General features: G+C 58.7%; 20 protein-coding genes. 7 read left to right on the top strand and 13 right to left on the bottom strand.

Going from position 1 to position 21,549, the window contains the following annotated elements; genetic code table 11:
* The first annotated feature begins 64 nt into the window (after positions 1–64).
* The 6 genes from ACR0L1_RS14565 to ACR0L1_RS14540 all read left to right on the top strand — a co-directional run bounded on the left by ACR0L1_RS14565 (position 65) and on the right by ACR0L1_RS14540 (position 7,289).
* Positions 65–1,402 carry a FliI/YscN family ATPase gene (locus ACR0L1_RS14565; protein WP_480859562.1) on the top strand — a complete coding sequence of 446 codons (1,338 nt, stop codon included), beginning with the start codon at positions 65–67 and terminating at the stop codon, positions 1,400–1,402.
* Positions 1,403–1,488: 86 nt separating this feature from the next.
* Positions 1,489–2,325 carry a flagellar motor protein MotB gene (locus ACR0L1_RS14560; protein WP_170790103.1) on the top strand — a complete coding sequence of 279 codons (837 nt, stop codon included), beginning with the start codon at positions 1,489–1,491 and terminating at the stop codon, positions 2,323–2,325.
* Between the two features lie 97 nt (positions 2,326–2,422).
* On the top strand, positions 2,423–3,718 hold the full coding sequence (locus tag ACR0L1_RS14555; RefSeq protein WP_480859560.1) for a flagellar hook protein FlgE: 1,296 nt from the start codon (positions 2,423–2,425) through the stop codon (positions 3,716–3,718).
* An 18-nt stretch (positions 3,719–3,736) separates the two neighbouring features.
* Positions 3,737–5,188, top strand: a complete 1,452-nt coding sequence (flgK, locus tag ACR0L1_RS14550; RefSeq protein WP_480504196.1) for a flagellar hook-associated protein FlgK — start codon at positions 3,737–3,739, stop codon at positions 5,186–5,188.
* Between the two features lie 2 nt (positions 5,189–5,190).
* A complete protein-coding gene (locus tag ACR0L1_RS14545; protein WP_480859558.1) occupies positions 5,191–6,198 on the top strand; it encodes a flagellin in 1,008 nt (335 codons plus the stop codon).
* Positions 6,195–7,289: a flagellar basal body P-ring protein FlgI gene (locus ACR0L1_RS14540; protein ID WP_480504198.1), complete on the top strand. Its 1,095-nt coding sequence runs from the start codon at positions 6,195–6,197 to the stop codon at positions 7,287–7,289. The genes ACR0L1_RS14545 and ACR0L1_RS14540 overlap by 4 nt, the downstream gene beginning before the upstream one ends.
* 56 nt (positions 7,290–7,345) lie before the next feature.
* Here the strand turns inward: ACR0L1_RS14540 and ACR0L1_RS14535 are convergent, their stop codons facing one another.
* From ACR0L1_RS14535 to ACR0L1_RS14500, 8 genes are all read right to left on the bottom strand, one after another.
* Positions 7,346–7,993 carry a DUF1523 family protein gene (locus ACR0L1_RS14535; RefSeq protein WP_480504199.1) on the bottom strand — a complete coding sequence of 216 codons (648 nt, stop codon included), beginning with the start codon at positions 7,991–7,993 and terminating at the stop codon, positions 7,346–7,348.
* Positions 7,994–8,004: 11 nt separating this feature from the next.
* Complete coding sequence (locus tag ACR0L1_RS14530) at positions 8,005–8,271, bottom strand: hypothetical protein (RefSeq protein WP_170790109.1); 267 nt, start codon at positions 8,269–8,271, stop codon at positions 8,005–8,007.
* Positions 8,272–9,609: a DUF6638 family protein gene (locus tag ACR0L1_RS14525; protein WP_480504200.1), complete on the bottom strand. Its 1,338-nt coding sequence runs from the start codon at positions 9,607–9,609 to the stop codon at positions 8,272–8,274. It lies immediately after the preceding gene.
* A 371-nt stretch (positions 9,610–9,980) separates the two neighbouring features.
* Entirely contained in the window at positions 9,981–10,277 is a 297-nt protein-coding gene (locus tag ACR0L1_RS14520; protein ID WP_480504201.1) for a hypothetical protein, read from the bottom strand.
* Between the two features lie 154 nt (positions 10,278–10,431).
* Entirely contained in the window at positions 10,432–12,363 is a 1,932-nt protein-coding gene (locus ACR0L1_RS14515; RefSeq protein ID WP_480859556.1) for an AAA family ATPase, read from the bottom strand.
* A 57-nt stretch (positions 12,364–12,420) separates the two neighbouring features.
* Complete coding sequence (locus ACR0L1_RS14510; RefSeq protein ID WP_480859554.1) at positions 12,421–13,539, bottom strand: hypothetical protein; 1,119 nt, start codon at positions 13,537–13,539, stop codon at positions 12,421–12,423.
* On the bottom strand, positions 13,536–13,796 hold the full coding sequence (locus tag ACR0L1_RS14505; protein WP_480859553.1) for a hypothetical protein: 261 nt from the start codon (positions 13,794–13,796) through the stop codon (positions 13,536–13,538). The genes ACR0L1_RS14510 and ACR0L1_RS14505 overlap by 4 nt, the downstream gene beginning before the upstream one ends.
* Before the next feature lie 20 nt (positions 13,797–13,816).
* On the bottom strand, positions 13,817–14,896 hold the full coding sequence (locus tag ACR0L1_RS14500; protein WP_480859551.1) for a hypothetical protein: 1,080 nt from the start codon (positions 14,894–14,896) through the stop codon (positions 13,817–13,819).
* A gap of 270 nt (positions 14,897–15,166) precedes the next feature.
* Between ACR0L1_RS14500 and ACR0L1_RS14495 the strand changes: the two genes are divergently transcribed.
* The gene (locus tag ACR0L1_RS14495) at positions 15,167–17,350 is read left to right on the top strand and encodes an esterase-like activity of phytase family protein (RefSeq protein ID WP_480859549.1); all 2,184 of its coding nucleotides are present in this window, start codon (positions 15,167–15,169) and stop codon (positions 17,348–17,350) included.
* Between the two features lie 73 nt (positions 17,351–17,423).
* Here ACR0L1_RS14495 and ACR0L1_RS14490 read toward each other — a convergent pair whose 3' ends face one another.
* From ACR0L1_RS14490 to glcF, 5 genes are all read right to left on the bottom strand, one after another.
* On the bottom strand, positions 17,424–17,666 hold the full coding sequence (locus ACR0L1_RS14490) for a glycine zipper 2TM domain-containing protein (RefSeq protein WP_170771051.1): 243 nt from the start codon (positions 17,664–17,666) through the stop codon (positions 17,424–17,426).
* Between the two features lie 255 nt (positions 17,667–17,921).
* A complete protein-coding gene (locus ACR0L1_RS14485; protein WP_170771055.1) occupies positions 17,922–18,389 on the bottom strand; it encodes an Hsp20 family protein in 468 nt (155 codons plus the stop codon).
* Between the two features lie 123 nt (positions 18,390–18,512).
* Positions 18,513–19,325: a trypsin-like serine peptidase gene (locus ACR0L1_RS14480; RefSeq protein ID WP_480859547.1), complete on the bottom strand. Its 813-nt coding sequence runs from the start codon at positions 19,323–19,325 to the stop codon at positions 18,513–18,515.
* Positions 19,322–20,110 carry a trypsin-like serine peptidase gene (locus ACR0L1_RS14475; protein WP_237217300.1) on the bottom strand — a complete coding sequence of 263 codons (789 nt, stop codon included), beginning with the start codon at positions 20,108–20,110 and terminating at the stop codon, positions 19,322–19,324. The genes ACR0L1_RS14480 and ACR0L1_RS14475 overlap by 4 nt, the downstream gene beginning before the upstream one ends.
* A 115-nt stretch (positions 20,111–20,225) precedes the next feature.
* Positions 20,226–21,548 carry a glycolate oxidase subunit GlcF gene (gene glcF / locus ACR0L1_RS14470; RefSeq protein ID WP_480859545.1) on the bottom strand — a complete coding sequence of 441 codons (1,323 nt, stop codon included), beginning with the start codon at positions 21,546–21,548 and terminating at the stop codon, positions 20,226–20,228.
* Between the last annotated feature and the right edge of the window lies 1 nt (position 21,549).

Raw genomic sequence — 21,549 nt, 5'->3', positions numbered from 1 at the left:
TCAATCAAGGCTTAACCCCGATTCCTTTAGAAACCGTTTTCAGAAACCCGTTGGAGAACCCACGATGTCCGATCTCGACCCAAGCTTTCTAAAATGCGAATTCGACCGTCTTTCCGCTGTGCGCCATATGGGGCGTGTGTCCAGCGTGGCGCGTGGAGTTGTTGAAATTCAAGGACTTGAAGGGCAGGCACGGATCGGCGACCACCTGACCCTTCGGCGACGCAGCAGTCCGGATCTGGGCGGGGAGGTGCTGCATGTCGAATCGGATTTGATTCATATGATGCCCGCGTCCGCGCCCGATGGTGTTTGTCTGGGCGACCGGGTGATTCTAGAGCAGACGCCTGAGTTTGCGCCGGGGATGCATTGGCTTGGACGGGTGGTTGATCCGTTCGGGAAACCACTGGATGGCAAACCTCTGCTCTCTGGTACGCAGGAGCGCGACATCATGCAGGCCCCGCCCCCCGCCGTGGCCCGAAAACCTTTGGGCACACGGATGGAGACCGGGCTGGCCATGCTCAACACCATGCTGCCTGTGGTACAGGGTCAGCGCGTGGGGTTGTTCGCGGGTTCGGGCGTGGGCAAGTCGACGCTATTGGCCACGCTGGCCAAGTCGATGCAGGCGGATGCGGTGGTGGTTGCACTGGTTGGTGAACGCGGGCGCGAGGTGAACGAATTCGTCGAACATGCGCTGGGGGCCGAGGGGATGAAGCGGTCGGTTGTGGTGGCCGCGACCTCAGATCAGTCGGCTCTGGCGCGCAGGCGTTGTGCCTGGACGGCCATGTCGGTGGCCGAATATTTGCGTGATCAGGGGCTGAACGTCCTGTTCCTTGCCGACTCGGTGACGCGTTTTGCCGAGGCGCACCGCGAAATCGCTGTCGCCATGGGCGAGGCCCCGTCGCTGCGCGGTTTCCCTCCGTCAGTCACGCCGCTGATCGCCGGTCTGTGTGAACGGGCCGGGCCTGGGACGGCGGATCAGGGCGATATCACTGCCGTGTTCAGCGTTCTCGTAGCAGGATCGGATATGGATGAACCCGTGGCCGACATCCTGCGCGGCGTGCTGGACGGCCATATTGTCCTGAGCCGCGAGATTGCCGAGCGTGGGCGATTCCCGGCCATTGACCTCAGCCGCTCGGTCTCGCGCAGTTTACCGGGCGCCGCGTCCGAGGATGAAAACCGAATGATCGCCGAGGCCCGCAAGCTGGTCGGCAGCTATGAGCAATCCGAGGTGATGATCAAGGCGGGGCTGTATTCCGAGGGCGCGGACCCTCTACTGGATCAGGCCGTGCGCGTGCATGAGGAACTGGACGCATTCTTTGCCAAGGCTGAACCGGATGGGATCGAAAGCAGCTTCAACCGGTTGAACCTGATCTTGCGGCGAGCCGGATCCAACCTTCCGCGATAGGGAAATCAAGACAGTTTTAAGTGTTAAGTCCACCTTAAGACCTGCCCGGCTACCCCTGTAGTCGGGTGATAAAAAAGGTGGTGGAGATGGGTGCGCAATCCAATGCGGCGCCAATCATCATCAAGAAGAAACGTGTATCAGGTGGTGATGGCCACCACGGCGGCGCTTGGAAAGTCGCATATGCCGACTTTGTCACGGCCATGATGGCGTTCTTCATGTTGATGTGGCTGCTGAATGCAACGACGGAAAAACAACGCAAAGGGCTGGCGGACTATTTTTCGCCGACGATCCCGGTGAACCCGGTTTCGGGTGGGGGTAGCGGGGCCTTTGGTGGCGACAATATGTTCTCGGAGAAGACCCTGGCCATGAGCGGTTCTGGCGCCAGTCAACGCAGACCGACCGAAGCAAGGCAGGCGCAGGGATCCATCGGGGTCAGTGCAGATGGCGGCGAGCGCGAGGTTCAGGATTTCACCACGCTTGAGGCCGAACTGATGGGGCGGACAGGCGAAAGCATGGTCTCGAACAAGGTCTTGCAGCACATCGTCACGCGCGTCACCGACGAAGGTCTTGTGGTCGAGCTGTTCGATACCGAAGACCAGCCCCTGTTCGAATCGGATAGTGACACACCAACGGCGATGATGCGGGCGCTGGCACTTTTGGTGGCGCGGTCCTCGGACCTGGTGACAAATGCGGTGGCCGTCGAAGGGCATGTGCGCGCCTCGCCCGTGGTTCTGGCACAGAACCCGGCCTGGGACGTATCAACCGCGCGCGCTCAGAAAGTGCGGCAAATGCTGCAGGATAAAGGGGTTACGCCGTCTCGACTGGATCGCGTCACGGGACATGCTGACCGAGAATTGACGGCCAAAAACCCGATGGCCGTGCGCAATAACAGGGTTGAGGTCATCTTTCTACGCAATCCTTGACCGCAAAAGGTAGGACGCATTTTACCTGTTAGCGCGCTGTTAAGGCCCAGCGCGTTAGCTGTTGCATCAAGAATTGACGCAACAGAAGGGCGTGCCAATGACTATTTCTTCTTCGCTGAATGCCGGTGTGGCCGCATTGAAGGCCAATGCCAACCGGCTGGCGACCATTTCCGACAACATCGCGAACTCATCGACTTTCGGATACAAACGGGTCGAGACGGATTTTCATTCCATGGTCACGTCCGGTCAAGGCGGCAGCTATTCCGCGGGGGGTGTCCGCACCACCAGCCAGCGTCTGATCGACCAGCGCGGCTCGCTTGTGACCACCAACAATTCGACCGATCTGGCCGTACGCGGGCGTGGGATGCTGCCGGTGCGGCCCAGCTCGCAAATCGCGAGTGGCTCGAATGAGATGTTGCTGACCACTACGGGCTCGTTTCGCACCAACGAAGAAGGGTATCTGGTCACGGAATCCGGACTGGTGCTGCTGGGCTGGCGCGCCAATCCAGATGGCACTATCCCGGCTGTACCGCGCGACACGCCCGCCGCGCTGGAACCGATCCAGCTGAGCGTCAACCAACTGTCCGGTGCGCCGACCACACAGATGAACCTGCGTATGAACCTGCCCGCCACGGCCACGGATGCCGGGGCGCCGGGGGACACTCAGCCCCTGTCGGTCGAATATTTCGACAATCTGGGAAAATCGGAAAGCGTGGATATTGAGCTGGTCCCAACCGTTCCCGCTGCGGGCAGCAGTAATGAATGGACCATGATCCTGCGCGATTCGGCATCGGGCGGTGCAATTGTCGGGGAATACACCCTGACCTTCACCGACAGCCGTACGGCGGGCGGGACTCTGGCCAGCGTCACGGCGGTGTCCGGTGGGGCGTATGACCCGGCGACAGGCAGCCTGATGGTGAACGTGGCAGGGGGGCCTATGGAGGTAAATATCGGTCAGATTGGCGACGCCGATGGCATCACGCAGTTGTCGGATACGTTTGCTCCGGTCTCGATCACCCGCGATGGCTCGGCGGTTGGAACGATGACCAGCGTTCAGGTTGACGAGAACGGATATGTCTACGCGTTTTATGACACGGGCGTCAGTCGCCGCATGTTCCAGATCCCGCTGGCGGATGTGCCCAACCCGAACGGGCTGACGGCACTAGACAGCCAGACCTACGCGCCCTCACGCGAAAGCGGGACCTTTTTCCTGTGGAACGCGGGCGAGGGTCCCACCGGCGATCTGGTCTCATTCGCGCGCGAGGAATCCACGACCGATGTGGCGACCGAACTAACCTCGATGATCCAGACGCAAAGGGCTTATTCCTCAAGTGCCAAGGTGATCCAGACGGTGGATGAGATGCTTCAGGAAACCACCAATATCAAACGATAACCCAGGGGGATCTGTCTCATGAACATGTCGACAGCCTTGAACAACGCCATCGGCGGCCTGACCGCCGCCAGCCGCGGCGCCGCAGTTGTCTCCGGCAACATCGCCAATGCGCTGACACCGGGATACGCGCGCAGGTCGCTGGAGCTGACGACCAACACGATTTCCGGCCACGGCGTTCGGAGTGTCGGCGTGGTTCGGCACCAGGACCCGGTCCTGACGGCCAATAGGCGAAGCGCGGACGCGGATCTTTCCCTTCAAACAGCTGTTTCGGGGTTTCACACTCAATTCGAACGTCTGGTGGGCGGACCCGACGATTCGACCTCGCTTGCGGCTAGGCTTGCCGATTTCGACGGCAGTCTGATTACCGCCGCCAGCCTACCTGATTCGTCCGAACGGTTGGATCAGGTGGCGCGTACGGGGCGCGACCTTGCAGACAAATTGAACGCGACCTCGGAAGGGTTGCGTCAGATGCGATCGGACGCCGATCGCGCAATCGGCAAACAGGTGGACAGCCTGAACCAGGCACTCAAAGATCTGGAAGAGATCAACGCCAAAATCCCCGCCGTGAAATATGCGGGGGGCGACATCGGCGCGCTTCTGGATCAGCGCCAAGTACTAATCGATCAGGTGAACCAGATCTTACCCGTCAACGTCGTGCCGCGCGCGAATGATCAGGTATCGATCTATTCTGACGGCGGCTTGATCCTCTTAGAGGGCAGCGCGGCCGAGTTCTCTTACACCACGACCGGTGACACCAAGCCCCATATGACCGTCGACAACGGGCTGCTTTCGGGTCTGACACTAAACGGTAACTCGGTTCGAACATTAGGCGACAACGCGCAGATCCGAGGCGGCGCACTGGCCGCGCAGTTCCATATCCGCGACGCGCTTGCAGTTGAGGTTCAGTCCAATCTGGACACGGTGGCCCAAGACCTGATCGAAAGGTTCGAAACACCGGGGCTGGACCCCACCGCCCTCCCCACTGACGCAGGGGTGTTTACGGATGCAGGCAATCGGTTTGACCCGGCTGCTCCGGCTGGACTTGCGTCGCGAATCAGTCTGAACCAAATCGTCGATCCTGATGCGGGTGGCCAAAGCTGGCGGCTGCGCGCGGGGCTTGGGGCGGCGGCTCCGGGTGATCCGGGGGATGCCTCGCAATTGCATGCGTTCAGCGCCATCCTCAGTGCGGCCCGGCCGGTTGCAAACCCAGTTTTCGGCACCGGAGATATGCGCGCCTCGGACTTGACCGAAGCGCTGATGTCCAAAACCGGGGCCGACGCGCATACGGCCAATCAGCGTCTGGTTTTCGCCAACAGCACGCAAGAAGAGATGGCCCGGATCGAAGCCGAGCAGGGCGTCGACACGGATCAGGAACTACAGCGCCTCATCCAGATCGAGCAGACCTACGCCGCCAATGCGCGGCTGATCTCGGTAGTGGATGAGCTGATGGAAACCCTGTTGAGGTTGTAAGAATGAGTCTGACGTCTATCGGAGATCTGGCGCGGGGTTTGACGTTGAAAACTCGCGCGACCGACATCAAAAACCAGATCGAAACACTGTCCTACGAAATGGCCACCGGCAAAGTGCAGGATGTATCGGGCCGTTTGGACGGAGATTATTCGCATCTCTTGGATCTGGATCGCAGCCTTGCCCGACTTGATGCCTTTCAGGTCGCCACGTCCGAGGCCGGGTTGTTCACCGATGCCATGCAGCTGAGCCTGACAACCGTTGACCATTCCGTCTCGGAAATCACTACATCTCTGCTGTCATTCGGAACATCCAACCAGGCCGTGACCCACGAAAACGCCTCGGTTCAGGCGCAGAATGAGTTGGACACAATTATTTCTGCGCTGAACACGCGGACGGGCGGGCGCAGCCTTTTTTCCGGGTCGGCGACCGATGTATCTCCTTTGCCGTCTGCGCAAACTTTGCTGGCCGCGCTCAAGACCGAGCTAACCGGGGCGGTTACAGTGGCCGATATCCGTCAACGCGCCGAGGATTGGTTCAACGATCCGGCAGGTTTTGATGCGGTGATCTATCAGGGCTCTGCAACGACGCTGTCCCCAATGCAAATATCGGAATCAGAAAGCGTCAGAGTCCCGGTGACGGCAACCGATCCTGCGCTCAAGGCGGCCTTGCGCGATATCGCTGTTGCGGCCGCTGTCGCCGACCCTGCCTTGGGAATTCCACGGGATCAACGAACAGATCTCTTCAAGCAACTCGGGGTTGATCTGGCCAATACCCAGAACGAAACCGTCAATCTGCGGGCCAGGATCGGTGTGGCCGAGGCGCGGATTGAACAAGCCGCCACGCGCAACAATGCCGCCCGGACCAGTCTGGAATACAGCCGCAACAAACTGATCGCCGCAGACCCCTATGAAACGGCGGCACAGCTGCAAACAGTCCAGTTCCAGTTGGAAAGCCTGTATTCCGTCACAGTCCGCAACGCCAACCTGTCACTGGTGAATTTCCTGAGATGAGAGTTCTTGTTTTCCTTTTGATGTTGCTGCCCAGCCTGGCATCTGCCGGGGCAATCCGCCTTAAAGACCTGGTGGATTTCGACGGAGTGCGCGGCAACGATCTGGTCGGTTATGGGCTTGTGGTCGGGCTAAACGGAACCGGGGATGGGTTGCGCAACTCGCCGTTCACCGAAGAGATCATGTCGAACATTCTGGAACGGCTGGGCGTGAACGTCACCGGTGAAGATTTTCGTCCCAAAAACGTAGCGGCTGTGCTGGTGACAGCCAGCCTGCCGCCATTTGCGCGGGTAGGTGGGCAGATTGACGTGACAGTCTCTGCCATAGGGGATTCCAGCAGCCTGTTGGGTGGGACATTGATCATGACCCCGCTGAACGCCGCCGACGGGCAGATCTATGCGGTCGCGCAGGGTACAGTACTTGCGGGCGGTGCCTCGGCTGAAGGTCAGGCCGCAACCGTGGTGCAAGGCGTGCCGACCGCGGGCGTGATCCCTTCGGGTGCGCGGGTGGAACGGGAAATCGACTTTGATCTGTCGACCCTGACACAGATGCGATTGGCCCTGCGCGTACCGGATTTCACCACCGCAGGCCGGATCGAAGTGGCAATCAATACCGAATTCAACCGACCTGTTGCCATCATGCGGGATTCGGGCACCGTTGAGCTGAACATCGCCGCCACTCAGGCCATATCAACAGCACACGCGATTGGTCGGATCGAGAACATCTTGGTCGAGCCCGAAACAAAAGCCCGCGTGGTCGTTGATCAAAGGTCAGGCACAATCGTAATGGGACAAGAGGTGCGCATTTCGCGCGTCGCAGTCTCGCAAGGAAACCTGACCCTAACGGTCGAGGAAGCCCCAATTGCGATACAACCCAACCCATTTGCCCGGGGAGAAACTGTTGTGGTGCCCCGCACGATCGCCGGGATCGAAGAGGAAGAAGGCACGGGATTGGCCGAAATTCCCGAGGCGACAACCTTGTCCGAGGTTGTCGCCGGCCTGAACGCGCTTGGTGTGTCGCCGCGTGACATGATCGACATTCTCAAGACAATCAAAGCCGCTGGGGCGCTCCATGCGGAATTTGTCGTTCGCTAGATATACAAGGGTCTGCTGCGGCAAAGAATGGCAGCAGACCCGGTATCTGGAGTACGTTACTTCGATTTCCAGGTATTCAGCCACTTTTTGAAACGGCTGCTTTGTTCGCCGATCGCGTCGCCGGCAGCGTAGAGCCCATCCTCAACATTCTCGATCACCGGATCGACCCGCGCCGCGCGGAAGCGTCGCCAACGCACCCAAATGGCCCAGATCAGCGCTGCGAGCACCGTCAGAAAAATGATGTTGAACCAGGGGATCAGGCGCACATCCGGGCTGTCGACGGGGCGTACGGAAACAGCGTTGGGAAAGATCGACATCAGCTGATTGCGCCAGCCATAGTGGCGCAAAACCACCCATTGCGGGTTGTCTGCTGTCGAAACAAGGTTGGTCAACTCGGCCTGCAAGTTGGAACTATCCAACTTGAAATAGGGTGGCCAGCCCCAACCGGTATCTTCGTTGCGATAGACGCGCGGTTTGCCGTTGGGGCGGAAGGTTTCGACAAAGCGCACGTCGCGGTTGACGGTCTGCGCACCTTCTTGCCCGGTGTCCTGCTGCGCCCAAAAGATCGAATTCTCACCGAAATCGACGCGCCGCACCTCGGTCTTCACGATACGCACCACATCCTGTTGTGGCAGAGTGTATTCCAAAACCGAGGCAATCAGCCCCCAGAACACAATGATGAACGCCCATTTGACATAGACCATCTATCCGGTCCTCACATGAAATTTGTTATATAGATCAACAGGGCAATCGCCCCAAGCGGGATGACATAGACACCCAACAACAGTTTCTTGCGAAACGAGTTGTCATACTGCCGCATCCCACGTTCAAGAAATGCGTCACGATCACCGCGCAACCCTTTCTTTTCCCAATGGGCAATCAGCTTGCGGCGACGCACCAGACGGGAATAGATCGACAGCCCAACATAGATCACGGTCAGGACAATCAACAGGGGGATCAGAAATCGTATCGCGACGAACATTCACCCTCTCTCCAATGCGCCCCAGGGGCCGACCCGCGCAATCACCGCCTCACTGACCCGGTCCTGGCCGCTCATGTCGGGCTCATGCCCAAACAAGGCGGCGCGAGCCCCGGCCTTGTCCACCTGATACTCGCGCGCGAGAAAGTCGGCAACATAGGTTTTCTTGTTCTCAGGCCAGGTTTTGTAGGTGCTGTAGAACAATTCCTTGTGGCAGATGAACAACTGGCGCGGGTCCAACGGGGCCAATTCGGCCAGCAGCATATTCACCAGATCCCGATGCGGGGTGTCCTTTGCGCGCAGGGTGTAGAAATAGGCCGGATGGTCCGAAGTGATTCGCGGCCACGGCCCGCCATCGGTCGCCCAGCGCAGCAATTGCGCCAACCCGTGATAGGCATCGGGCAGGTGGTCGGCGTGGTTTCGGGCCAGACGACGCATGTCGCGGCGCTCCAACCCTGTCAGATCAACCCCTGAACCCGCAGCCGCCGCCACGGTCAGAAAATCCATCTTTTGTTGCAGAATGGCGGCGGAATCCACGCCGCGCGCCTCGATGACCGTTTCGACAAGATTGTTGTAGCCCAGAAACTTGGCGATCTGATTGCGCTGCGATTTGTGGAACACATACGTCATCGACAGATCGTCAGGCGTATCACCCATACAGATCGCCGCCGGATGGTCGAGGTCCGGAAAAAGGTAAAGCCCGCCATAATGCGCGGTCCAGAAATTCGGCTGCTCAAAGGCTGTGTGGCGCAGCCGAACCGGGTTGCGGGTGACGTCACCGGTGTCCTTGGCGGTATCGATCATCTCGGCAATCAGAACATCATCGAACCAGGCGTCCTGTTCGGTCTTGAACCGTTCGACCAAACCCGCAAGCTGTTCAGCCTTGCGCAAGGTGCCGCCGACCGTATCGGCCTCGATCTCAATCTTGCGCAGGTTCAGCAGATCATTGGGCGTGCTGAGTTTGAAGACCGAGTTCACCAGCTCTCCGGCCACGGCATCGGTGGCGGTCAGGGCGAACAACTGCGCCTCGTTCATCTCGATAAACTCGCGCAGAATGTCGCGCGAGGTCGAGAATTTGACGTTCAGCAAAGGCGCGCGTTTCTGCTCGGTCGTCAGCAGGATGAACTGCCGGTTCACCCCGTTTGGATTGAGGTAGAGCGGGTCGTCCAATTCCTGCCCGATCTCTGGGGAATAGCCCGAGATATCCACGTGGAAATCCGTCAGCTGAGTGGCCTTGCCCGCCAGATGCTGCAACGCGCGGTTATACCGCTCGACCAAAGCCGGGCTGGAGATGTGGACGAGATTGCCGAACATCAGGCCTTTTTCGATGAGGCGGATCATTGGAAGGCCTCCAAGAGTAGAATTCGCGCTGGGAGTTCACAGACAACGTTTCGTACATCAAGCATTGGTCGTATCTTCGTTTGAATGGGAGCCCAGTCGCTTCGCACGGTCGTTCCATCCCAGAATGTTAGGTAAGTCTACAATCACGAAAACGACGACGGCCAACCCAAAAAAGCTCTTCCTAAAAGCGCTCGAAGGCGTTTGACCGTCCAACTCGACTGGAATGTTGGAAAACGGCCATAACTCTCCGAACTCGGCGAAGACTATAAGCCACGCGCCCGACAAAGGCAGCGCTAGAATGTAGATGATCCTTTTCAGTCCTTTGGATTTCAAATGGCCCTATCCTTTCCTTTTTGTTGAATGAATATCGACTAATCTGCACTCGCTGTCGCACGGCGTACAAAAACAACCGCCAACACCAACAACGGCAACGCAAACGCCCGCGCGGTGATTTGCAGGTTGAACCCGATGTAAGACACCACGCTGCCCTCAAACAGGATCAGCGTCTCTTCCCATGAGGTGCCCTCGAACCCGCCACCCGCGTTCACGCCGAATTGGGTCAGGAACAGTACCGCTACGGCAGCCAAAAAACCGATCACACCCCAGCGCAAAGGCAAATTCAGGCCCAGAACAAGGGCCAAACCGGTGATTGCGACTGTCAACGTCATGTCTCTTTCTCCTTTGACTGACAGAGCGCATCAGTGCGCGCTCTGACGCTCAAAGTCTGCGCGATCACATGAGGTAACAACGGCCGACCAAGAAAACGTGAAGGCATTTCAGCCAACTGATCTGGACAGTTTGATTGCTTGATCAAAGTAGCCGTCACCCTTTCCCCTCCAGATACCGTCGCTTTGCCTCTTCCATCCGACCCATCTCGCGCACAGCGTTTTCAATCGCGACCTCATCGCTCTTGTCGGCATAGCGGAACTCGCTGTCGGCGTAGCGGTTGATTTCCTGCATCACCATCTCGACCGTGATCGGCTGGCGCAGCTCCTCGATCATGCCCTTCTTGGTGTCGTAGTCGCGGAACAGGAACAGGTCGGGGTTCTCCATCCACTCATCCGGCAGTTCGAAATCCATCGCACGGACCTTGACCGCGTCGGTGATGTTCTTGATCGCGCGACCCGTAAACCGCTCGTCCGCCTGCTGGATCGCCTTGAGGTAGGTGCCCAGCTTGGCAATTGTGTCCATCTGGCCGATCTCACCGGAAACCCGGTCATAGACCTGTAGCAAGGCGTCCTCATGCGGGCGCGAGTGGCTTTCGAAACTGGCGGCAACGGCCTTTTTGATTTCCTGCGCGGCATAAGCTTCGTGTTCACCCAGCGGAATGTCGTGGTTGCGGCCCATCAGCAGGTGCAGAATGTCGATGTAGTCCTCGCGCGTTTGCGGCCCGTCCACCAGAAACCGCGCTCCCGCCCGCTGGCGAAGAGCATCGTCCACGTTCTCGGGATAGTTCGAGAACATGCCAAAGGTGCAATTGCCGCGCACGACGGTGTTGGCGCCCGCAAAGCTCTCCATCAGAACGGCGGTGATTTCCAGCTGCCCAGCCGAGGACTGCCGGTCGCCGCGTTTACCCGCCAGTTGATCGATATCGTCGATGGTGCCAAAGCCGATAACCGAGGGGTCGATGATCGTGTTGATAAACGCCTTGGCGTTCTGTCCGGATTTGCCCTGATAGCTGTCTATATTGTCGGTGCTCAGGTTTTGATAGCGGAAAGGATAGCCCGCGTTCTGGCAATAATCGTTGATCAGCCCGGCCATCATTTGGATCAGGGTGGTCTTGCCTGTGCCCGGTTTGCCGTCGCCCATGAAGGTAAAGATGAACCCGCCGAGTTCCGCAAACGGGTTCAGGCGCCGGCCGAAATCATAGGCCATCAGCATCTTGGCCAGCTTCATGGCCTGATATTTTGCGATGTGGTTGCCCACCACCTCGTTCGGCTTCTTGAACGTCATGGTCAGGGTGGTGGATTTGGCCTTGGAGGCGGGTTCGAACCCCCGGATCGTCAAGTCATCCGCCTCGATATGCCAGGCAGTGTTCTGGAACGGGGTCAAATGACCCGCCGACTGCGCGCGTAGGGCGGCCTTGTCCATCAGTTGTTCAGCATAGGCGCTGGTGGCCGCGATCAGATGCGCATCGTCCGGGGCGTGTTTCGCCAACATCTGATCCAGCTCCCACAAGGCACCGTGCAGCGCAAGCTGGCCATTGTCGGTCAGAATCTCTTCAATCTCGCCCAGATCAACGGTGGTTTCGCCCAGATGGGACGACATCAGATACGCCAGTGCATTGCCGAAGGTGTGAGATGTAATCAAAGCCTCAGCCGTCAGCAATTCCGAAAACTCGCTCTTGCGCGCAGCTGGCAAATCCCCCGCCAGATTGGCGCGCTTCAGATCGGCCAGAGCGGTTTGCTCCGCATAAGCCTCGGCCACGGCCAGGGCGATGGCAATCGCGCGGCGCACAGCCTGCTGCGTCGTGGCCTGTTGCGGAGAAACCAACGCATCGCCATCATCCGCAGCCTCGATCCGCTCGACCAGATGCACCCCATCCGCGCGCACCGTGCGCCGTGTCACCAACCCCGGTGTGGTGGATCGAAACCGCCGCCCCGTCGACACGCCCGAGGACCGCTCGACCGCCGCCTCAACCGGTTTGGCAATCCGCGGCGCATGTTCGAACCCGCTCAGCAAGGCGGTCGCTGCCGGGTAATGCTTACGAATATCATCTTCGCGCAATTCCATCTGATCTGACGTCAAACTCATCTCAAAAACCGCCCCTGCTTCTTCTGTTCAAAAATACCTCCGCCGGAGGCAAAAAATCTAATAGCGCAACACCTGCCCTGTCTTACTGACAACGAACTTGCGCACATCACCAAAGCCCGGCGGGTTACGCTCGGCCAGAACCTGAAACGGGCGCTGCGGCAGGATGATCGACCGCTGCGTGCGCGTGGCCCCAGTCTCGGCCCCCTGCGCGCCAAACGGATCCAAAGCAAAAATTTCGCGCTCAACGGTCGAGAACCACCCCGCGCGTTCCTCGATCACGTCCTCGCTCTCCAGTTCCTCGGTGGTCCAGGCCAGCGCCCAGTCCTGACCCTCGGGGGCCTGCGCGTCCTCCAGCACCTGCCGCAAGGGGCCAGATTGCTCGGTATAGGCCGAGGAATACATCGGCCCCACATGGATGCGACGCAGGTGCTTGGGGTGCAGGTCGTCGAAATCCTGATCGAAGCCCTTGGCGATGGTCACCAGCTTCAACCCGCCCAAGGATTGCGCCATCAGATGCGCCTGCACTTCGGGCCAGCGGCGTTGGTCTTTGGGCAGTGCTGTCCTGCCACTGTCCTCCACCTGCATCATGTAGATGACCGGCAGGTTGATCTGGCTGTCATAGACCGCCCAGTGGATCAGGAATTTGCGCCGCTCACCCTCATTTCCAGTCCAGTGGCACTCGGGATCGTTGCGGGACCAGAACAACTGACCTTTCAGCAATTCCTCGTAATAGAGCCTTTGGGACAGAGCGAATTGCAGCTTGGTCGGGATTTCCTGATCGCCAATGATCGTCCGCACCATGTCGGTTTTCAGGTCATCCTCCGAGGGCATATTCGCCAGATGCACCTGCGCCTGCTGCGCGTCATTGGCCATGGTCTGCAATTCAGCCGCCACCGGAAACCCGCTGTCGCGCTTGTCCATGGCGAGACTGCCAAAGAACCGCCCCGTATCGCGCCCGACCAGTAGGTATTTCATGGACAGCGCGCGGAAGGTGTAGAGCAGCCCCGAGAGGTAACGCGACACGATCCGCACCTCTTGCTTGCTGATCGCGCCCTCGGCCTCCATCGTCGCGGCCACGCGCAGGAGGTGGACGGTGATCACCTCTAATTTACGGAAATAGCGGCGCGAGGCGAAGGTGTCGGTCAGGCCGACATGATCTTGGGTAGGGTCAGTCATTTGCGGTTTCCGAACCCATCGAAGAGCCACGGACGATGTTTTTTTTCTATTCTTTGCATTTCTTCTTTTAGCATCCCCATCGAAAAAAGAAGGGCGCAAAACCTCCCGATCCCTACAGCAAGGTTCACCAAGAGGAACAAGAATTCGTACTCACCCAAAAACCTTTGGGATACGAAAAATACAACAAGCATCGCTACCGCTAGGCACGCGCACATCGTCAGCATTTTTAGGAGCAGAAAAACTACGTCTTTTGCCACGTTGCAGTCCGCCGTCTGGCTCAACCCCCATACAAATTCTTATCATGCTTCTCGACAATCGAGGCAAACCGGCGGGCAAAGCGTTCATCCGCCTTGGCCTTTTTCTCCAGCACGTCGCGGGCAAAGACCATATGACCTTCGTGCGCCTCAAGCATGTCGGCCATTTTCTGGTTGGTCGCGGTGCCGATGGCGGCCATGGCTGTTTGCGCCTCTTGGTCCGTCTGCACGCCGATCTCGTTGATGCGGTGGGCCACGTCCTGCTGCTGCGCCGTTTTCAGCGATTTGGATAAGGCATCATACAGCACCACGCGTTGCTGCGTGTCTGTCTGCAGCTTGTTGATCAGCACCATCTGCGTCGCCGCCTGGTTCTGCAATGAATCGACCCAGGTCTTGCCCTTTTCGATATAACGCTCCAGCGTCTGCGACTTGGCCAGCTCGACTTGTTCCTCCTGAACCTTGGCGTTGTATTGCTTGTTCAGCTCGGCCAATTCAGTCTCTAACTGGGTCCGCGCAGCGGCGTCCTGTTCGACGCTGATCTTGTTTTCCAGAGTGATAATGGTCGGGTCCATACCCTGAATCTCGGCCCGCAGCGATTCCAGCTCGGCCACGGTGGCCTCACGGTCGTCCAGCGTTCCGGTCAGGTTCTGTTCAACCTTCACTCGCTGTTCTTCCAGCACGGACAGCTGCCCTTCCAACAGCTTTACGATCACGTCCGATTTGGCGATCAGGTCCTGCAGCTTGTCGTCGATATTGGCGGTGCGCATCCGTTCCTGCCGCATCGACTCGGACTTGGCTTTGGCGAAAATGCCCACAAAGCTCTCCCATCCAGTTTTCGAGCGCATCTCGTCGAAATCCTTGGAGAACGCGTTGGTGACGTCATCCAGCCCCATAATCAGCTCAGCAATATTGGCGTTCATCACCTCGGTATGGGCATGTACGTCTTCAAGCGTGGCGTTTTCGATGTCGATATCTGCCTCGGCCGTGCCAATCTTGGCCCGCGCCGCGTCAATCCGCGAGGTCAGGCTTTCGATCTGCGACTGGCTTTCACGCACTTTCGTCTGCGTTTCTTCGATCAAGGCGTCAAATTGATGGTTCGACATCTGCTATCCCTTTTTTTGTTAAAATCCCCAATAAGATAGGCAATGTTACGCCTATTTACATCCCCTTGGGCGGAAAATTCCTGCAAAGACTGGCAAAAATACATGGCAAAAGATAGACCCTGCAATCTGGGCGCGACCTGAAACGAACAAACGCATCGCGGCAGCAAGAAGGCAGCCCATCTTGTCACCAATTTGAAACAAAACCGTCACGCCAGCGTAATGAACCACGTCCATCCCCCCTTGCAACTAAGCAAGAGAGGATACCAACCGATGTCATTGCGCTGTGTCTGTCTGACATCTGCCTTGGCCCTGACCGCCGGTCAGGCCGTGGCAGAGATGAATTTCAACCGAATTGCGTCATTTCCAGTTGTGAAGAACATGGCTGAGGGTGCGGATATGAACCGCGAAACCTCGCCTGAGATTATCGCGGCGACTGCAGATGGCATGACGCTGGTCTATACCGACAGCCCGCTGGGCGTAATCGGTATGGTCGACATCGCCGACCCGGCGAACCCGGCACCTTTGGGTGCGATGGAGGTGGGTGGCGAGCCAACCTCAGTTGGAATCGTTGGCTCGACGGCTTTTGTTGGCGTGAACACGTCGGACAGCTACACCGCACCCTCGGGCAAGCTGATCTCGGTCGATATTGCGGGCAAAGCGCAAACCGGCGCTTGTGATCTGGGCGGTCAGCCTGACAGCGTCGCAATCGCCCCGGATGCCAGCTTTGTCGCCGTCGCCATTGAGAATGAGCGTGACGAAGATCTGAACGACGGTTTCATCCCACAGCTACCTGCAGGTGAGCTGGCTCTGGTGCCATTGAAAGATGGCGCGCTGGATTGTGCGGGCATGAAAATGGCCTCGCTGACCGGTTTGGCCGAGGTTGCGCCGACCGACCCCGAGCCCGAGTTCGTGGACATAAACAGCTTGGGTGAAACCGTCGTCACCCTGCAAGAAAATAACCACATGGCGGTTATTGCCAAAGATGGCACCGTGATCAGCCATTTCTCGGCCGGCAGCGTGGATCTGGAAGGCATCGATGCCACCGATGAACGTGGCGCGCTAATTTTCACCGAAAGCCAGCCGGGCCGCTTGCGTGAACCCGACGCTGTGAAATGGATCGACGACAACCACTTCGCCACTGCCAATGAAGGCGACTATGAGGGCGGCTCGCGTGGCTGGACGATCTTCCACAAGAACGGCACCGTTATTTACGAAAACGGCACCGAGTTCGAGAAAGCCATCATCCAGATCGGTCACTACCCCGACAAACGCTCGGACAGCAAAGGCGTTGAGCCGGAAAGCGTGACCGCAGCCACCTTTGGCGGTATTCCGATGATCTTTGTGGGGGCCGAGCGCGCCTCGGTCGTGGGGGTCTATGACGCCACCGACCCTGCGAGCCCGGTTCTGAAACAGCTGCTGCCCTCAGGCGTTGGGCCGGAAGGTTATGTTGCCATCCCCGAGCGCAATCTGCTGATCTCCGCCAACGAAAAAGACCTGATCGAAGATGGAGGCCCGCGTGCGCATGTCTCGATTTTTGAGTATCAGGACGCCCCCGCCAACTATCCGCATTTGACCTCGGAAGGCGCGGATGAGCTGATCGGTTGGGGCGCCCTCTCCGGTCTGGTCGCGGATGAGGACGGCATGATCTATGCGGTCAATGACAGCTTCTACGGCTTCCAGCCTTCGATCTTTAAGATCGACCCTAGCCAGCAGCCCGCCCGCATCGTGGACGTGATCCGCATTCACCGTCAGGACGGCAACCCGGCGCAAAAGCTGGACCTTGAGGGCATCACGCTGGATGGCAAGGGTGGCTTCTATGTCGCGTCCGAAGGGCGGACCGACCGCGTTATCCCGCACGCGATCTACCACGTCTCTGCTGAAGGCAAGATCAAGGACCGCAAAGGCGAGATCGGCCTGCCGCCTGAACTGATGGCAGTCGAGAAGCGTTTCGGTTTCGAGGGCATAACCAAAGTCGGCGAAACCCTGTGGATGGCCGTACAGCGCGAATGGAAGGACGACCCGGAAAACCACGTGAAACTGGTCGCGTACAATCTGGACACCAAGGAATGGGGTGCAGTGCACTATCCCAAGGCTGACCCGGAAAAAGGCTGGGTCGGTCTGTCGGAGATCGTGGCCTTTGGTGATCATGTCTATGTCATCGAACGCGACAACCAGCACGACCACCGCGCCGTGACCAAAAAGATCTATCGCATCCCGCTGTCAGAAATGACCCCTGCCCCGCTGGGTGGTGAACTGCCAGTGGTCACCAAGGAAGAGGTCCGCGACCTGCTGCCAGACCTGACCTCAACGGGCGGCTACGTGCTGGACAAGATCGAAGGTCTGGCCATCCTGCCTTCGGGCGAGGCTTTCGTGATGACCGACAATGACGGCGTCGACGATGCCTCGGGCGAGACGATGTTCTGGTCGATCGGTCAGGTGACGGCTGGGAACTGAAGCACATATTCCTAAATTAAAAGCGCCGCGCATTACCTGCGCGGCGCTAAACTGTTCAGCATGCAACTTTTCGTCAGTTGCAAGCCGACTGACCTGCATACATTCCAAGTCCGGCACCTGCCGCAGTCGCCAGTGTTTGACCTGAACCGCCGCCAAAGCGATTGCCGACAACGCCACCAAGAGCCGCGCCACCCAAAATACCTGCTGCGCAACGCGCATCGTGCTGGACCTGGGCCTGTGTTGGCGTCGTTGGCGCCCCGCACGCCGCTAACGCAAGCGTGCCCACAAGCAAGCAAGATACAGTTACTTTCTTCATTTCAGATTCCTTCCATTCACTCGCACTCAATTGTCCTTACTTTTGGTCATGTAAGACCCAACGAACCCCTACCCACCACGGAACTGACCCAGATCAAGACGGCTGGGTTCAAGTAGCTCGTTGAACATTCAACCTCTGCACTATTGCGCAGGATCGATATTGGTTTGGGGAACAACGCCCCGCGTCTGGAGGAACGCGGGGCGTGCAGTCTGCGATAGCCCCGAGAGGCAGGACTATCGCGGTGGTCGGACGGCCTTAGTTCACGGCTTTGGCGTCAACCACGTCCTTTTCGATGGCCTGACCAGACGAAATCTGTATCCGGCGCGGTTTGAGCGCTTCGGGCACCTCGCGTTTGAGGTCGATGTTCAACATGCCGTTCTCGTGGCTGGCACCGGTGACGCGCACGTGGTCGGCCAGCGCAAAGCGGCGCTCGAACGCGCGGGTGGCAATGCCACGGTGCAGGTAAGAACGGTCCTTGTCCTCGGCGGCTTTCTTGCCGGCCACGATCAGGGCGTTTTCCTTCACTTCGACCGACAGATCGGCTTCGGCGAAACCGGCGACAGCGACGGAAATCCGGTAGGCGTCAGCGTCGGTTTTTTCGATGTTATAAGGCGGATAGCTGGGCTGAGCCACGTCATTGGTCAGAACGCGATCCATCATGTCGGCGATCTGGTCAAAGCCAATGGTTGCGCGGTGCAGCGGAGCAAAATCAAAAGTACGCATGTGTCATATCCTCAAGTCTGAGCGATCTACGATATGCCCTCCGGTTCGGACGGGCGGTTTGCTGTATCAGGCCCCGTTCTTGGCGACCCGATACAGTTCACATGGGTAACGATTTGGCCGAGTTCAACCCCCGCCGGGGCTGATGAATTTCGCACCGGAATTGGACTTGCCCGACCCGACCTGTAGACGATTGATCGAGGCTTTGGGCTGCGGTGCGTCGCGGCGCAGATCGGCCTTCAGATCCGAGACAATTCCGGCCAGTTCCATGCCAAACCCAACCTTGCGGCCATTGACTGCGCCAACCGCCGAAACCACTGACAGAATCTGCCAGCGAGACCCTTTGCGCGCCAACAGGGCCGAGCCCGAAGACCCAAAGGTGATATCGCAGTTGAACAGGATCAGCCCCTGCACTCTTTCCAGGATATCGCAGGACCGTTCGCGGGTAATCGCCTCGGATCGACCCCGCCCGTATGAGGCCAGGCTGACCTCACCCCCCGTCACACGCCCGCTGTGCAAGGCAAAAGGGTCCGCAATGGAAAGAGGGATCGGTTGTTCCAGCTTCATCAGGGCAACGTCGGCCCGAACGCCAGCATTCGAAAGCGATGGATGCCTGGCATAGTCGGGATGAACTGCGATCTGTACAACCTTTCGGTCTGCCAGCGATTGCCCCTGACTTAGACCCGCGCGGAACGTCACCTGCCCCGGCGCATAGGGTCGGCCCGTTGCCCTATCCAGCGCACAATGCGCGGCGGTCAGTACAATGTCCTGCGCGATCAGGGTGCCAGTGCAAAAGCCTTGGGTTCCGATATCCAGACGCCCGACCGCTTCCCAACCATAGAGGTCTTCCCGGTCGGTCAGCTTGCGCTTGGCACTTTGGGCGCTTGCGGTTGTCGCCATCACCAGCAGACACAATAGGGTCGCAAGAATACGCGTCACGGTTTGACAAACCTCGCACCCACATTGTTGCGGGCCGCCCCTGGCGGCGTGTCGGCGATAAACCCGCGACCTGCGGATAATTCACGGTGCAGAACATCCAGTGAATCCTCGACCGTTGTGCCCACGGCCACACGTTGGCCATTGAATTCGGCCTTGGCAGCCACGACCGAGACGATGCGCGGGCGGTCGCCTTCGAACGAAAACACAGGCGCCCCGGACGCGCCGAATTCCACATCACAGGACATCACCAAAACGTCCGAACGTCGGGTCATGACCGAGCAGACCTCTTGCAACGATGGCGCTTCAGCCCTGTCCTGCGCGTATGAGACCACGCCAACCTCTTCCCCTCGCGCCGGGCGTGCGCCGGTTTCAAACGGGATGACGGTGGTGTTGCGGATCGGTTGCCACAGCTCGACCAGCGCGATATCGCTGCCAATCCGGGCAGTGGAGTCCTCGCCAAACTGGTATTCGGGATGAATGACAGCTCGCCGCGCCGCCCGATAGGCCGACGCTCGACCCAAGCGCCATGCGGCTAGAAACTCGACATCTGACAAGTCCACGCGTTGGCCAGTAACCTTGTCAAACAAACAATGCGCGGCGGTCAGTACAATAGTCGGCGAAATCAGGGTGCCTGTGCAAAACCCGGCACCGCCGATATCCAGCCGCCCAACAGCCATCCACGCGCGCCCGGCATCGGTGGTTTCCAGGCTTTTCAACCTTGAATCCTGAGCCATTGCGGCCATGGGCATCAGCGCCAGTGCTAAGACCTTGATCCAGTTTCGCAAGCGGTTCTCCGGCGTAGCTTCGACTTATCCTCCTACGCAGTGCGTAAGGCGAAATTAGGGCGCTCGCTTGACAGCCGGGTTCTGAACGCGACCAGTGCGTCGCCGGAACAGATACCTACCTTAAGATCGGCACCTCGCGGTCCGGCCTGTGGTCCTGCTGCATGGCCCTTGGCAGGGGCCCTCCGGTCGTCCAGTCCAACAACTCGACCGTGTGCAGAATCGGAACCTCGGTAGCCGATCCGATCTGCATCATACATCCGATGTTGCCTGCGGCAATCACATCAGGGTTACCAGCCTCCAGCGTCCTGACCTTGCGTTGTTTGAGTTTCCCGGAAATCTCGGGCTGCATCAGGTTGTAGGTTCCGGCGCTGCCACAGCACAGATGGCTGTCCGCAGGTTCGACCACAGTAAACCCTGCACGTTTCAAAAGGTCCTTGGGATAGGTTTTGATTTTCTGACCATGCTGCAACGAACAGGCTGCGTGATAGGCCACAGTCAGACCCTTTTCGCCACCTTCGGGCATATCCAGCTGCATCAGTAGCTCGCTGATATCCATGGCAATCTCCGACACCCTCGCCGCATCTTTGGCCAACGCGTCATTGCGGAACATATGCCCGTAGTCCTTCACGGTCGTTCCACAGCCCGAAGTGTTGATGACGATGGCATCCAACCCGTCCCCGTCTATCTCGGCCACCCAAGCGCGGATATTGGCAGCGGCCGCTTTGTGGCTGTCATCGGACTTGCCCATGTGATGCGTCAGCGCTCCACAACAGCCCGCACCTTCGGCCACGACAACCTCACACCCCAGCCGGGTCAGCAAACGGATAGTGGCATCGTTGATATCAGTGTTCAGCGCCTTTTGCGCGCACCCCGTCATAAGCGCCACACGCTTTTTGTGCGCACCCTTGGGGGCAAAGCTTTGCGGGTCGTCGTTGCGACTGACCGGAGGGATATGTTTTGGCGCCATATCCAGCATCGCCCGCAACCGCGCATCTGGCATCAGGAATTTGAACGGACGGCCCAGCTTAGCCCCGATCAAAGCCCAGCGGAACCGCATCGGATAAGGCAGAATCTGCGCCAGCACCCAGCGCAGGGCGCGGTCGGTGAAGGGCCGTTTGTAATTCTGTTCGATATATTCACGCGCGTGATCGACCAGATGCATGTAATGCACACCGGACGGGCACGTGGTCATGCAGGCCAGACAGGACAGGCAGCGGTCGATATGTTTGACCGTTTTCTCATCCGGCACACGCTCGTTTTCCAGCATGTCCTTGATCAGGTAAATCCGCCCGCGCGGGCTGTCCAGCTCATCGCCCAGCACCTGATAGGTGGGGCATGTGGCGGTGCAAAACCCGCAATGGACGCAGTTGCGCAGGATCTCGTTCGAGCGCTGAATCGCCGGGTCTTGCAGTTGTTTTTCAGTGAATATTGTCTGCATC

This window comes from Ruegeria sp. J8, assembly GCF_056531925.1.
The sequence above is the reverse complement of the archived record's forward strand: the minus strand, read 5'-3'. Positions and strand labels throughout refer to the sequence as shown.